This window comes from Chryseobacterium sp. AG363 (assembly GCF_003610675.1).
GTDB lineage: Bacteria > Bacteroidota > Bacteroidia > Flavobacteriales > Weeksellaceae > Chryseobacterium > Chryseobacterium cucumeris.
In genome coordinates, this window is the sequence record NZ_RAQF01000002.1 from 2423655 (window position 1) to 2439106 (window position 15452).

Annotated in this window: 8 protein-coding genes; 1 reads left to right on the forward strand and 7 read right to left on the reverse strand. The window is 36.4% G+C overall.

Going from position 1 to position 15452, the window contains the following annotated elements; genetic code table 11:
• Positions 1–626 precede the first annotated feature (626 nt).
• The 7 genes from nagB to DEU39_RS11010 all read right to left on the reverse strand — a co-directional run bounded on the left by nagB (position 627) and on the right by DEU39_RS11010 (position 14035).
• On the reverse strand, positions 627–2555 hold the full coding sequence (gene nagB, locus DEU39_RS10980) for a glucosamine-6-phosphate deaminase (protein WP_120231958.1): 1929 nt from the start codon (positions 2553–2555) through the stop codon (positions 627–629).
• Positions 2556–2658: 103 nt separating this feature from the next.
• Complete coding sequence (locus tag DEU39_RS10985; protein ID WP_120231959.1) at positions 2659–3576, reverse strand: NDP-sugar synthase; 918 nt, start codon at positions 3574–3576, stop codon at positions 2659–2661.
• A 663-nt stretch (positions 3577–4239) separates the two neighbouring features.
• Positions 4240–5001 (reverse strand): LytR/AlgR family response regulator transcription factor, encoded by a 762-nt coding sequence (locus DEU39_RS10990; protein ID WP_062674338.1) that lies wholly within the window; start codon positions 4999–5001, stop codon positions 4240–4242.
• 79 nt (positions 5002–5080) lie between these two features.
• Positions 5081–6400: a RagB/SusD family nutrient uptake outer membrane protein gene (locus DEU39_RS10995; protein WP_120231960.1), complete on the reverse strand. Its 1320-nt coding sequence runs from the start codon at positions 6398–6400 to the stop codon at positions 5081–5083.
• Positions 6401–6412: 12 nt separating this feature from the next.
• The gene (locus DEU39_RS11000; protein WP_120232236.1) at positions 6413–9742 is read right to left on the reverse strand and encodes a SusC/RagA family TonB-linked outer membrane protein; all 3330 of its coding nucleotides are present in this window, start codon (positions 9740–9742) and stop codon (positions 6413–6415) included.
• Positions 9743–9748: 6 nt separating this feature from the next.
• Positions 9749–12322 carry a zinc-dependent metalloprotease gene (locus DEU39_RS11005; protein WP_228436741.1) on the reverse strand — a complete coding sequence of 858 codons (2574 nt, stop codon included), beginning with the start codon at positions 12320–12322 and terminating at the stop codon, positions 9749–9751.
• Between the two features lie 129 nt (positions 12323–12451).
• Positions 12452–14035: a histidine kinase gene (locus DEU39_RS11010; RefSeq protein ID WP_120231962.1), complete on the reverse strand. Its 1584-nt coding sequence runs from the start codon at positions 14033–14035 to the stop codon at positions 12452–12454.
• Positions 14036–14263: 228 nt separating this feature from the next.
• Here DEU39_RS11010 and DEU39_RS11015 point away from each other — a divergent pair, with 228 nt between their 5' ends.
• Complete coding sequence (locus DEU39_RS11015) at positions 14264–15439, forward strand: thioredoxin family protein (protein ID WP_120231963.1); 1176 nt, start codon at positions 14264–14266, stop codon at positions 15437–15439.
• The last annotated feature ends 13 nt before the right edge of the window (positions 15440–15452 follow it).

The following is a 15452-nucleotide window of genomic DNA, read 5'->3' on the forward strand; positions in this document are numbered from 1 at the left end:
AACAACACAAAAACACCGATAACATTTAATATATCAGCGCTTTAACTTTATTCCAATAGATCAACAATTAAATATTAAGGTTAGTTTTTTAAAGGTTAAAAAAATCTTCAGTAAGCAAGTTTAGAGTTCATTTTCAAAATGTTTCAGGTAACCTTTTTACCGTTCCATAGCAACATTTCTCACGCAAAAAGTATGTTTTACCCGCTTCTGTTTTGTGTTTTTTTAATAATGAATAATAAGCCAAAGAGCATTGAAAGATATCTTCAATATCTTTGGCTTTACAACTTTTTTTGGATTGAAAGAAAAAGAATTGTGAATAAGTTTAGAAAGGCTTCCCAAACCATCATTAATTAATTCAAAAAGATGTACAATAAGGTGTACCTAAATTAGATTGATAAGATTTTGCATTAGTGAAGAATTACTTCTTATCAAAGCATGGAATAAAGTGCAAAGAATTTCGAGTACAACTACCCAAATACTTTGCAAAATCTTTAAAATTTCTGCAATATATCCTTAAAATATAGGCATAATGCCCTTTAATTAACCTTTAAAATTTGTTCTACATCATTTACGGCCTTTACCAGAACTTGTATTATTGTTTACCCTGTTTATTGAATTTTAATTTTTTAGAATCTCCATCTTACAAAAGCTTCCATGGCAGCATAAGTAGCAAGCCCCATTTTATGATAGGTTTCAGCTGTTTCTCTGTTTCTTTCTTCTGCTCTTTGCCAGAATTCTCTCATATCCGTTCCCTGGAATACGACTCCATCTTTTTGAGATTGATGCTTGAAAATTCCATAGCGTTTCTCCAAAATCTGGTCCGGGCTTAGGGGAACTGCCATTTCTATTTCTTCTATAGACCATTCTTTCCATGCTCCTCTGTATAGCCATAGCCAACAATCTTTCATGTATTCCTTCGATTTTAAATTCTTAACAGATTCAAAAACAGCATCTAAACATACTTTGTGTGTTCCATGAGGATCTGCTAAGTCACCAGCTGCGTATATCTGATGTGGTTTTACTTTGTCTATTATATCTGTTACAATTTTTATATCTTCTGTACTTAATGGTTTTTTTTCTATTCTGCCTGTCTCATAGAAAGGCATTTCTAAAAAATGAATCTGACTGTCTGGTATTCCCACATAATAGCAAGTGGATTTTGCTTCTCCTTTCCTTATTAAGCCCTTGATATGCCTTACCTCAGGAATGTCTATATCACTATTTTTTTTATTTTGTAAAAATTTGGTTGCTTTGTCAAAAATCTTTTGTGCCGCATTATTTTCTATACCAAACATTTCGTTGTAGTCACAAACAAAATTGGCAAACCGCAATGCTTCAGAATCTGCTACGGCTATATTTCCGGAAGTTTGATAAGCAACGTGAACCTCATGCCCCTGCTGGTGTAGCCTTATGAAAGTTCCGCCCATACTAATAATATCATCATCCGGATGCGGACTGAATATAAGAACTCTTTTCTTGGCCGGAGTTTTCCTTTCTGGTCTATTACTATCATCTGCTCCTGGTTTACCTCCCGGCCATCCCGTTATGGTGTGCTGTAATTTATTGAAAATTTGAATATTGATATTGTAGGCTGGCCCTTTATCTGCCAACAGATCGCTCATTCCGTTTTCTATATAATCCGAATCGGTAAGCATCAATATTGGTTTTTTTATTTTTTGGGCTAATCCCAAAACTGCTTTTCGGATTAATGCATCAGTCCATTCTATTTTTTCTACCAGCCATGGAGTATTAATTCGGGTAAGCTTATGAGCAGCTGCCTGATCTAACACAAAAGTGGCATTTTTGTGTTCCTGCAGATAAGAGGCTGGTACTAGATTGGTAACAGGGCCTTCTACAGACTCTTTTATAATATTTGATTTAGATTCACCCCACGCCAGGAGTATTACTCTTTTCGCTTCCATTATTTTCTTCACTCCCAATGTAATAGCTGTTCTGGGAGTATTCGACAGTCCTAAAAACTCATTGCTTGCTGCTACTCTTGTGATATGATCTAAAGCTACAAGACGGGTTTTGGAATTTTGCAGGGAACCCGATTCATTAAATCCGATATGACCATTACCACCAATACCCAGAACCTGCAAATCTATCCCGCCTAAGGCTTCTATTTTAAGTTCGTATTCTGTACAATAATCTGCTATTTCTTCTTTGGATAATGTTCCGTCAGGAATGTGATAATTTTCAGAAAGAATATCTACTTTATCAAACAATAACTCTTTCATAAAACGAACATAACTATGTACGGAATCTGGTTCCATAGGATAATATTCGTCAAGGTTGAAAGTAATTACGTTTTTGAAGCTCAGACCTTCTTCTCTGTGCATTCGTACCAATTCTGCGTATAAGCTCTTGGGCGAAGACCCTGTAGCTAGCCCTAAAATACAAGGTTGTTTCTGGGACTGCTTGACGCGTATAAGATCAGAAATTTCTTTTGCTACAGATTTTGAAGCTGAAAGCGAATCCGTGAAAATAACTGTTTCTATCTTTTCAAATCTTTTCTCGAATCCTGTAGAGGAATCTATTGTGCTTTTTAACATATTAATTTGGTTTTTGGGAAGTGCTAAAATTAAATTTATACCTAATTGTTGAAACCTGTAAGAATCTGCTGTTGAATGCTTACATTAAAATTGTAATGCCAGCTTATTCCCATAAATTCTCAGGATACAGCTTCTTCATTCTTAGTTCTGAAATCCTTTTTTGTACAATTTCTTTATCTTCAGGGTAGGTAACTCCAAACCACCTGTCATTAGATTTCAGTAATTTTACGTTAACTTTTCCGGATGCTATACTGTCGGCAACCAAAGTGGGTAAATAGTATTCTGCTTTCAAACTCCCTTTGTTTTTCTCTAAAAAACGCTTAAAAGAATCATTGCCAAATTCAAAACACCTGGGTGTGAAACCCCAAAAATTCATAGATACTGTTACCTCCTCTTCAATTGTTGTAAAACTCTCATCTTCTTCTTTGTACCTTAGCCCGTTTTCGCTTTTCTCTATATATGTTCTTTCTGTTACATTTAATAAGTTTCCATTACAATCTACCTCACATACACCCCGGGAAACATAGCCATGGTCTGAAACCGTATTCTTCAGTAAATAGCCTATCATACTAAAATGATAAGAGTTGATATCTGTTTTTTTTAGAAAATCATACATCACCATAAAGGCATCTCTCCCATAAAAATCATCAGCATTAATAATGGCGAAGTTTTCGTGTACCACATCTTTGGTAAGCAGTAAGGCATGTCCTGTTCCCCAGGGTTTGGTACGTTCTGCATTTAGATATTCCTGAGGGACACGATCAATCTCCTGATACACGTACTCTATTTCGGCTTTTCCTTTTATTTTTTTTTCTATTAATGACTTAAACTCATTTTCAAAACTTTCACGAATAATGAAAACAAACTTCTTAAAACCAGCCTGCAATGCATCATATAAAGAAAAATCTATAATGGTATCTCCCTGTGGAGTAAATATATCTAACTGTTTAAGACCTCCATATCTGCTGCCCATTCCGGCTGCTAAAATGATAAGTGTAGGATGGTGGTGATTTGTATTCATTTTCTTTAATAAATTTTGGATAAGTATCTTGAAAATTATAATCTACATTCGGGGATTTTCTAAGCAAACTTTAAGTTTCATACAAAAATTACTACAAATTCATAAGATGAAACCTTATACAAAACTTATATATTTTCAATAAAAAACAAAAAGAACAGGTACTACAAAGATACACTACAACAATATACAATTGATTTACAATCACTTAATATTATAAAAATAAATAAGTATGATGATAACAATGAATTTGTTCCAATTCTTTATGACCAGAAAATCACAGAATTTTGTAAAATAATAAGATGTGATAAGGTTTAATTTAAAGTTATGGGTTGTTCACAGTGGGTGAAATTTTAAAAACAAGAGCGGAAGCTGCAAATAAAAATTTTACTACAAAATCATTATTAATTCATTAATAAGTGTATTATATTCAATTGATACATGTTATACAAATTACTGAATAACAACATATTGAAAACAAAAACAAATCATGTAGTATCGGTGTAGTAGATTTTTTTTTTATTATTTTGGTTAATAATTTTCACATTTGAAAATGATTGCTCAGAAAAAGATTAAATGATGAAAAAAGAATCTTTCGAGGAATTTTTGGCTTCAAGATAAATCTTTAATAAAATGATAGATTATTTCTGTAAATGAAAAATAAAATTACTTATTCAACCAGCTTAAACATTCAGCGATTTGCATTTTACTGATAAAAATTTCAGTATTCACTTCCGGTTCCGGTGAAAGTCTAAGCTCTACTTTCTGGCTGGAATGCTTGATAATTTCGGAAACCGCATCTTTATTAATGATAAATTTCCTGTTGATCTTAAAGAAAATTTCAGGGTTCAGCTTCTGAATAATATCTTTAATGGTATCATCATAAATATAGGTCTGATGATCTTTTGTGGTCAGGAAAAGGTACTTCCCGGAGGCAAAAAAATAGGCAGTGTTATGCTCGTCTATTGATTTTAGTTTATTTCCTTCTCTTACCATGAAGCGTTTCATTACCTCATCTTCTGCCTGTCGCAGTGATGAAATAGATTTAAGAACCGGTTCAGGATCAAAATTATTTCTTATAGAAATAAATTTCTGTAAAGCTTTATGCAAATCTTCTTCCTCGAAAGGCTTCAGAAGGTAATCAATGGTGAAATGCCTGAAAACCCTCATGGCATATTCGTCAAATGCGGTAATGAAAATAATTGGGCTAAAAAGCTCTATCTGTTCAAAAATTTCAAGGCTCATTCCATCTCCAAGATGAATATCCATAAAAATAAGATCAGCAGAATCTTTCTCAAAGAACTCAATTGCCTGTTTTTTGGAACGAAGAATAACCGTCTCTGTAACAGGGACTATGCTCTGTGTATCCAAAAGATTTTTCAGATAATTCACAGCCAGCAGTTCATCTTCTATAATGGCAATTTTCATAACGATGCAAAAGTACAAAAAAACCGCTGAAACAATTAAGTTCAAGCGGTTTCCTCTGTATTGAATTTGATATGAAGTTCTATAAATTAGGGTTATTCTTCTTCGCACTCATTGGATATTCAATGGTATATCGCGGATCATTCTGCTGAAGAATATACTCATTACCACTAATGGTGTGGCTTATTTTTTTCTGATTTGCTCTTCTTAAGTCGAACCATCTTTGGCCTTCCAGAGCAAATTCTCTGAATCTCTCATCCAGGATAAAGTTCATAAATGCTGTGGAATCCATTGAGTTCACCGCATTTTGTACTGAAGTATATCCATCCGGAGTATATCTGTTTTTCATTACTTTCAGAAGTGTTTCTTTAGCCTCTGCAAGCTTGTTCAATTTTAACAATGCTTCAGATTTTATAAAATACTGCTCTGCTGTTCTGAAAGACACTTTGAATTCTAAACTTCCTCCTTTGGTGACTTTATACTTACTACCATTTTTTTCAAAACACATGCCAAACCTTTTATCTGCCGTAGTATTGTATGAAGAAATCAATTCCGGAGATGCAAAAGACAAGTTTTTTATAGAATTATCCCATGTATTATCCAAAGCCATGATCGATTCCGGGGAAGCATAATGGTTAGGTGGTGTGTTTACCGTATTTAAATTGCTCAGATCTCCTTTTACTGCCAATACCTGATCTGCATAGTTTAAAGCCTTATTCCAGTCTCTTTCATATAGGGCTGCCCTTGCTTCAAAAGCCAGCAATGCAACTTTTGAAAATCTGTAGTTCAATCCTGTTGCTTGTTTCTGTTCTACCATCAGATCTTCTGCTTTTTTAAGATCTGCATGAACCTGATTGTACACCTCCTGTACTGAAGATGGTTTTAATACCTGCTCAAGATCGATTTCAAGACTGATCGGAACGCCTCTGTCGGTAGAAGCTGTAGCACTATTGTACGGTTTTCCATATAAATTCACCATATCAAAATACAGGTAAGCACGAAGAGCATACGCCTCTGCTAAAATCTGATTCTTTTCAGGAGAATCCTGCATGGTTTTACTTCCTTCATTGATAATCTGATTCAGATAAAAGTTCACGGAATAAAAGCTTACCCATGGAAATTCTGTAGATGCCTGATCATTATTAGCGTCTTTCCACATCGCAATTTCACGATAGGAAATAAAATCCGTTGAATTATCATCAATATTCACCTCATCGGTACGAAGGGCTACCAGAGATTTATGAACAGGATATTTTGAATAGGCAGATGTAAGTACTTTTCTGTAATCTTCAACTGTGGTAGGAATAACTTTTCCCTCAGGCTGAATATCCAGAAACCTGTCACATCCGATATTGATAAAGCTGATTGCTGCAAGAGCTATGATTGCTGTAATTTTTCTCATTTTTCTCAAGTTTTAAAAAGAAACATTAAATCCTACGGTCACCGACTTGGTGATAGGCTGTGCATAAATATTACCATACGTTTCCGGATCGAAATATCCTTTGTATCCGTTGCTGAATACAAACAGGTTACGCCCTTCAACACTCAGTCTCAAACTTGTGATCCCCATCGGATTTGTAAATTCTTTAGGAAGTGTATACCCTAAACGGATGCTGCTAATTCTGATATAGCTGATCTCTTTTGCCCATACATCCAGTAAGCTGTAGGCATTGGAACGGTTTCCTGTAAACCATTTATTGGCCATCCATCCGTCCGGGTTAGCTTCCATATCAGGACTTGTAATTCCCGGAAGCGAACCTCCAGCTTCATAAATATCTCTTGTGTAGTTTCTTCCTCTGTCTAACTCCATACCTCGGTAAGAAGGCGTTCTCATTACTGTCTGCTTCAGGTTAAATGTTGCAGAGATGGTAAGGTCAAAATTACTTACTTTAAAGGTGTTGATAATCCCTCCGGTAAATTTCGGATCTCTGTCTCCTACATAAGTAAACAGGCTTCTCAGCTCAGCATTTGAAAGTTTGGTATCAACAAGCTGCCCTGGCAGGAAATCTGCATACACATCATATAACTTAAAGAATTCTGCTGCTGAAATCTTCTGATCTCCTTTCCAGAATAATGGGTTTCCCTGTTCATCCATTCCTGCAGTTTTCAAAGCAAAGACAGCATTTACCGGAAGTCCTTCTCTTGATGGAAGCAATGCATTATCACGCGGCTGCTCACTCAATACTCTGCTCTTGTTGTGGGCAAAGTTAATGGTAGTCGTCCATTTGAAATTATCATGATTGACATTTCTGGTAGATATCGCCAGTTCAAAACCTTTGTTAGTCAGGCTTCCCCAGTTCATCATCGTATATTCGAATCCTGTTTCCAAAGGAGTTTCTTTCATACTGATCATATCCGTACCTTTTCTGCTGTAGACATCAGCGGTAAGGCTTACACGGTTATTAAACAATCCCAAATCAAGACCTAAGTTGGTATTGGTTGTTTTTTCCCATCTCAGTTTATCGTTAGGAGGGCTGAGAACATTGATAATGGATTCTTTTCCTCCAGGAAGAATGGTGGCATCATTATATTCACCGATAAAGAATGGTGAGGTGTTTCTGTCGATATTTCCCTGAAGACCGTAAGATGCTCTCAATCTAAGGTTAGATACAGCAGAAATATTTTTCATAAAGTCTTCCTTCGTTACCAGCCATGATCCTGAAACGGCCCATATCGGAAGGTATTTATACTTTTTGTTAACTCCAAACAGGTTAGTACCGTCATATCTCACACTTCCAAAGAATGTATATTTCTGATCATACGTATAAGAAGCTGTAGCAAACATAGATGCATAGGCATTCTCTATAGGAGCTGCTTCACGGTAGGTTTCATATCTTTTATCAGCTGCAAAACTTGAATTCGGGAAAACGATTGCTGTGGCTCTTCTTGTCGCAGGATCGTACCCGAAAGCTCTCGTGATGGTTGTATTATCCTCTGTTTTACGGATTTCTGTTCCTGCCATCAAATCAATTTCATGCTTATTGATCTTCGTGCTATATGCCGCCTGTAATTTCCAGTTGTACTGGAAGAAATCATTATCCCAGTTTTGTTTTACCGCACCAGCCGGCAGAAAGTAATTGTATTTACCGTCTTTGTAGTAACGGGTATTTTCTTTCATTTTTCTGGTAAAATAGGTATTCTCCGCTGCAAATTTCTCTGTTTTATTAGCATCATACTGAAGTCCCAACTGAGAAGTAAATCTTAAACTTTTTGAAGCTTTATATTCTAAATCTAAAATTGCTTTCAAAGAGTTATTTTTCAGTGAATAGTTGGTATTTTCTCTTTCTTCAAGGAAGTTAAAAGGAATATAACGATCTTCAAAACCATCCATATCTCTATCATAATTGTAGCTTCCATCCGCATTGAATGGCTTCATGTAAGGATTGGCATTTCTTGAATAATTCACGGGGTTGATTGAAGCATCAGCATCTGTTACAAAAGATGTACGTTCGCTCTGCGTTCCGAAAATAGAGATTCCTGCATTTAACTTATCGCTTAGTTTATAATTGTTTTTTAAAGTAAGGTTATAACGCTTAAAACCTGTCCCGATAGTTGTTCCCTCTTCATCATAATATCCCAGGGAGAAATAGTAATCTGCGCGATCACTTCCTCCTGAAACACTTAATCCGTATTGTTTGTTGATGGCATTTCTGTATAACAGTTTGCCCCAGTCTGTATTGTTATTTCTTAAACCGTTAATTTGTTGGCGTGTGAATGAGTTCAAAGCATCAAACCCTCCGTTTCTGAAAGCATCAAGCTGGTTATTCTGAGTCAGGATTCTCATTACTTCTCCTTTATCGGCACGGTACGTAAGATCTGCGCGCTTGGCAAGCATCAGTTCCAGATCTACTTTTTCAGAAGCATTTAAAAGATTTAATTTATCAAAATCAGGACGAGAGGTAACGAAAGTGTCTGCTGAGAAGTTCAGTTTCAGACTTCCTTTCTTTCCTTTTTTGGTGGTGATAGAGATAACTCCGTTGGCTGCTCTTGCTCCATAAATAGCTGTTGCCGCTGCATCTTTAAGGATGGTAATATCTTCAATATCGTTAGGGTTTAAGCCTGCGATAGAGAAGTTCTGGAGCTGATCAATATTGTCTTTATCCGTAAAATTAGGAACATCATTTCCTTCTAACGGAAGACCGTCAATGACCCATAGCGGATCCTGGGGACCGGAAAGGGAAGCTGTCCCTCTGATTCTGATCTTCGCCGGACTTCCCGGAGCTCCCGTTTCAGGAGTTACTGCCACACCGGCAATCTGCCCTGCCAGCATCTGGTCTACACTGGCAACACCAGCCTGGCTGATGTTGTCCATTTTCACGGTAGAAACCGCTGAGGTCTGCTTACGCTTTTCAATTTTCTGATACCCTGTGATAATAACTTCCTGGATTTTATTTTTATCCGAAATCTCAGAAGTCAGTCTGATGGTATAGTTGGTCTGTCCTTCATTCAGCTGAATGACTCTGGATTCATACCCAGGATAACTTACCAATACCGTTTTTGTATCAGTAGGGATTTCCAATATAAATTTTCCGTCCTTATCTGTCACCGTACCTACTGATACGCTTTCGATAATTCCTTCCAACTCCGTTTTTGTAGACACCGATTGGGTCTCGATTTTTATAGATGCACCGGTGATAACCTGAGACGTATTTCCGTCTTCTATTTTCCCGGTGATGGTTTTCTTTTGCTGGGCCATTGCTATATTAGCAGCCAAAAGAGGTAAAAGTATTAGAGTTTTTTTCATTGCCATTTATTTGTTTAAAGCCTCTTGTATACGAATGATTAAATCTGTGTAATGTGCTCTGGAAGCATCATCACCTCTGTACCTTGTTCTGTTCAGTAAATCCAGAACTTTCTGAAGTTCTGCTCTCTTGTAAGTTGTCACTTCAGATACTCTTTTCATGGATGAATAATTGATATTCCTCAAACCATGATCATCTTCATGAAAATTACAGATGGTAGGCATATTCAAAGTATCATCTACTTTCAATCCTTTCACTGCTGTTTTTTCAAATAATTTGTTCACAGAGACAATCAAAGCATCAACATAATTTTTCTGAGTCATTTTCTCAAGCATCGTAAGGCTTCCTTTTTTACTGAAAATGGCAGTTCTAACCTGATCAAATAAATTTTCAACCGTATAGATTTCTTCTTTAGAGCCAGACATCTGATGTTTCAGCTCATTTTCAAGTAACCTCAACAATCTGTCATCCATAAACAAAGAATAGATATTTGCATACTGCATTCCTCTTGCCATGGTATATGGTGTCTGCTCGAATGGTCCCATTGGTGAATCCTTAACCGGATACGTTTTTTCTGTAATCGGATTAAAGAATAACCATTCCGGAAGGTTGATGGCATTTTTAACAAGATAATCAACTGCTCTTCTCTGAATTTCTGCAGGAACAGCTTCATAGGCTTTCTTCTTGTTACCAAAAACAGTATTGTTCAGGTAAATTCCTCCTACATTTGCCATCACATGACCTGTATACAAATCCCACTGCCCGATCACGCCCAGATAAAGTTTTCCGGCATCTGTGTATTCTTTACCATCTTCATACGTCCATTTCAGGAGGTTGTTAATTACCACTTTCAGGTTTTTGATTCCGTACTCGCTGGCTTTCATCGCATCATCACCTAAATCTTCAGACTGCGAACGCGGATCAATGGTTTCCAGGTAGCTCTGCTGCTCTCCATAGAAGTACATCGGGTCATCTTCATGTTTTTCAATTAAGTTTTTCAGTGCTTTTTTCTCTACGAATTCATCCGGATACCAACGGTACCCCCACTCGATAGCATATTTATCGTAAAGACCGATTTTCGGAGTGATTGCTGTAACGCCATCTTCCGGCTGAGCTACATAATTGTAACGGGCATAATCCATAATGGAAGGTGCCGTACCACCCATTTTGTCTGTAAATTCTTTGGAACGAAGCGACTCTACCGGGAATGCAAAGGATGCTCCCATATTGTGCTTCAGTCCGAAAGTGTGTCCTACTTCATGGGATGAAACAAAACGGATGGCTTCCCCCATATGTTCATCACTGAATTTATTTCCTCTTGCTTTAGGATCAATAGGCCCTGTCTGAATTCTCATCCAGTCATGAAGAGAAGTCATTACATTGTGCCACCAGATGATATCCGCTTCGATAATTTCCCCACTTCTCGGGTCTACTACAGAAGGTCCCATTGCATTTGACTTTGGCGAAGCGGCGTAAGTAATCACAGAATATCTTACATCATCAATATCAAAATCTTCATCTTTCTCATCCGGCATTTTCGCAATCACTGCATTTTTGAATCCTGCCTGCTCAAACGCCGCCTGCCAGTCATGTACTCCGGCAATGATTTTCTCACGCCATTGTTTTGGAGTTGCCGGATCGATATAATAAACAATCGGTTTCTTAGGCTCTACCAGCTCTCCTTTTAAATATTTTTCTTTGTCCTCGTCCTTCGGTTCAAGATTCCATTTGGTAATAAAGAATTTCTCATCCATTTTTTGCTGGTTGTCATTAAACGACCAGTGTTTTTCGGAGAAAAATCCTACTCTTGAATCCGATACTCTTGGTTTCATCGGTATTTTAGAAAGCAGAACCAGATTGGTTGTAACGCCTAAAGTTACCGGAAGATCCACACCACCTTCATTGACAGAAGTAGACAATTGAGACTTCACCACAAGGTTCTTGGGAAATGTTTTCACTCCTTCTATGTAAGAAAGACTTGACTTCACAGATCCTCCCAATCCTACATTAGCCAAAACATCATTAAAACTTTTCTGATTTCCATCAAAAACTTTATTCACTTTAATGGCTACAGCCGTAGAGTCGTTGTTTTGTGCTTCAATATCAAAGACTTCAATCACAGATTCTGAAAAGTTATCTTTCACAGATTTTGTAATGGCGTCATTTTTAGGGGATGACACTTTAGGAACCACCGTTTTTACCCATACTTTTTTAGCTACAGGATCACGGTAAAAAGAGATGACCTTATTCTCATAGTTCATTCCTTTGTTTAAACCTGCCTCATTCACCTGCATAGGTACCTGAGAAAGTTTATTAACCACCAAAAACTGACGTCCCATCAAACTGTCAGGTATTTCAAAATAAATATCCGTCTTTACCTGAATGGTATTAAAGAGTCCTTTTTTATAGGTTCCCTTTTTGATCAGATCTTCAATTTTTTTGGTTTTCTTTGAGGAAGAGGTCTCTGTCTTATCCGTTTTTTCTTTGTTGACCTTTACCGTATCTTTATCTTTTTTCTGTGCCAGTGCCATTGGTGAGGCCATAGCAAGACCGAGATACAGTGCCAGCCTGTAATTCTTCATTAAAATAGTCCGATTCATTCCAAATAGTAAATATCTTAGTTTCAGCCAGCAAAGCTATAGGTATCATGAATCATATATATAATATTAGGGAGTGAATGGTGCTAATTCGGGAGTGAATGGATTTTTATTTTACTCCATTAAAGGCAAAAAACATACGAAATATTCACCATCTACAGAAATATGAAGAAGATTATTCTTAAAATATCCATAAACCTGATTCAAATACTCAATTCCGAATTTTTCTCCCTGCACCGTTTCTTCCTTAGGCTGCCAGGTATTCTTTACTGTGATCCCATCCTCATCAACGGTAATGATGATTTCCAGAGGCTGATCTATGGTTGCAATATTGTGTTTGGTTGCATTTTCCGTGACAATCTGAAGAGATAAATAGGGAATTCTTTTTTCCAGACTTTCAGGAGCATTAATAATCAATTCAAATTTCAGTTCTTCATCAAACCTGCTTTTCAGAAGTTCCATATACTGCTGTATAAATTTAATTTCCTGCGAAACAGGAACCATATTATCTTTTGGAGGCACTATAAGATACCTGTAAATCTTCGAGAGGTTCATGGTAAACTTCTGTGCATTTTCTTTATTAATCCCGATCAGCATATAAAGGGAATTCAATGAGTTGAAAAGAAAATGGGGATTGATATTATTTTTAAGCTGCTGAAGCTGATTGATCACTTCTGCTTTGTGCATCTTTTCGTTCTCTATCAACAGCAAATTCTTTTCCGACTGTATTTTCTCCTTTTCCCGATAAGCCAGACCGGTTGCTCTCTGGAACAACATAAAGACCGTTACAATAAGAAAAAGTGCCGCCAGGAAAATATAAACGGTATAGGCTTTTATCTTATTGAGGTTTTCATCGATGATAAAGTTCACATGATTCACTACTGTATATCCGTCAAAATTATCAGTCTTCAATGGTTTTATGAAACGGGTAACCTCAACTCCCAGATATTCTGAAACCGCTGTCCCTTTGGTATATCCCACTTCAGTTTTGCTGGTTAACGTGTCATTAGGTTTAATATCTGTAAAATCGAAGATATTTTTTCCTATATATTTTTTCTCAGGATGGGTAATACAGATTCCTTCTTTGGTAAAGACATAAGCGTAGGTATTGGAACTTTTATCGACATTAATAAAATATTGATGAAGATCATCCAGGCTTACGGTAGAGCCATAGTACAATTTGTTTTTATCAGGTAGTATCAAAGAATCGTAACTAATCCAATACATGCTGTCCTTTTTGGTAAGCAAAAGGTCTTTAAAATGTCCCGGTCCGTTATTCTTTATCACAATAGAATTCTCTTTACGATCTGTCTTCCTGAAAATACCGGATAAAGGATTATTACTATCTGTTTTTCCTGAAGTGGTGTTTTCATAATAATACCAGCTATAGGGCAGCAGATTTCTTTTTTTATTTAAATCATTTAAAACCGAAGAATAATCCTTGTAATTCTTCAGTCCGTCCTTTTGAATCAGTGCGCGAAGCAGATACTGATAATCCTCAATATTCCTGAACTCGTGTTCTATCGATTCATACTTTCTGAAGAATGTTTTCTTCGCAAAATCATCGGTATTCTTACGGCTGTCTTCTGTGATCAAAAGACTCAAAACAGCAAATGCTGCCACTGCGATCAGGCAGGCAGATAAAGCAGTAATATAAATGGATTTTTTGGATAAGGCGTGCTTAAAATTAATAATCAAATTTTCTAAATTATGGATTCCTCTACGTATAAATTATTCGTTTGCAAAGATATAACAAAGATTTTAGGACCATAAAGTGAATTAAATTTAGATTTCATATTTTAAATTAAAAAACAAAAATCAGATACGCTTAAGTCTTAAAGTTCGTTAATATCGTCATTGAGACCACCTATTCATCACGCTATATTTTGAAAATTAATTATCTTCGCCTACAAATCTTATTTGAAAATGAAGAAGATCATCTCCGGGTTATCTATTTTTTGTGCCATCGCGATCTCTGCTCAGGAAGCCATACAGTTTCAGGAGCTGCCATTCAAAGATATTATTGCAAAAGCCAAGAAGGAAAAGAAATTGGTTTTTATTGATGCCTATGCTTCCTGGTGTGGCCCATGCAAAATGATGGAAAAAAATGTATTCACACAGAAAGCAGTAAGTGACTACTACAACACCAACTTCATTAATGCAAGATTTGACATGGAGAAGGGAGAAGGCAGAGATATCGCTTCAAAATTCGGAGTACGTTCCTATCCTACTTATCTTTTCCTGAACGGTGAAGGAGAACTTGTTTCCAGAAATACCGGTTATATGGAAGAAAGTCTGTTTGTGGCAATGGCACAGGACATCAATTCACCCGGAAATAAAAAAGGCTCTCTTAAAGACCGTTTTGCCGGCGGTGAAAAAGACCCGGAATTCCTGATCAACATTATGAAGCTTAACGCTAACTCAGATTATGAATTTGCCAAAAAAGCTTCCGAAAGATATTTTCAGAATAAAAAGAAAACTGAAGAGCTTACAAAGGATGAAATCGGATTTCTTCTTTACTTCGTAAAATCATCGGAAGATACCAACTATCCTGTTTTTGCATCCAGAAAAGCAGAGATTATTAAATATCTTCCTGAAGAAACTTATACCGAATTTGATGCTCAGCTGAAGTTAGGAAAAATAGTAGAACAGTCTATTGATGATAAAAATAAAAAAATCAATGACGACTACTTCATGAAAGCTGCCGAACCATTGGTAGGGAAAGAAGCTGCTGTTAAAAAGCTGAATCAGACTAAACTCAGCTATTATGAACAGAACAGTAATTTTTCTGAATATGAGAAAGCGGCTTTAGATTATTATAAAAATTCTGATGCTTTTGATCCGAATGAACTCCTGAGAGCAGCATGGATATTTGCAGATCATGTGAAAACTCCTTCTTCATTAAAGAAAGCTACAGAATGGGCAGAAAAATCTGTTATGAGAAGCGAAACTTCGGAAAACACTTATATTCTTGCCAAACTTTATCACCTTACGGGAAATAAAGAGATGGCAAAAAACTATGCTGAAATGTCTAAAAATTTAGCAGTTCAGGGCAATAAGGATTCTCAACTGGCAGATGAACTATTAAAGCAAATAAAATAAACATTATAAACCG

Coding starts and splice junctions, on each gene's coding strand:
- nagB (WP_120231958.1), bottom strand. CDS start 2,555: ATGTTAAAAAGCACAATAGATTCCTCTACAGGATTCGAGAAAAGATTT.
- DEU39_RS10985 (WP_120231959.1), bottom strand. CDS start 3,576: ATGAATACAAATCACCACCATCCTACACTTATCATTTTAGCAGCCGGA.
- DEU39_RS10990 (WP_062674338.1), bottom strand. CDS start 5,001: ATGAAAATTGCCATTATAGAAGATGAACTGCTGGCTGTGAATTATCTG.
- DEU39_RS10995 (WP_120231960.1), bottom strand. CDS start 6,400: ATGAGAAAAATTACAGCAATCATAGCTCTTGCAGCAATCAGCTTTATC.
- DEU39_RS11000 (WP_120232236.1), bottom strand. CDS start 9,742: ATGAAAAAAACTCTAATACTTTTACCTCTTTTGGCTGCTAATATAGCA.
- DEU39_RS11005 (WP_228436741.1), bottom strand. CDS start 12,322: ATGAAGAATTACAGGCTGGCACTGTATCTCGGTCTTGCTATGGCCTCA.
- DEU39_RS11015 (WP_120231963.1), top strand. CDS start 14,264: ATGAAGAAGATCATCTCCGGGTTATCTATTTTTTGTGCCATCGCGATC.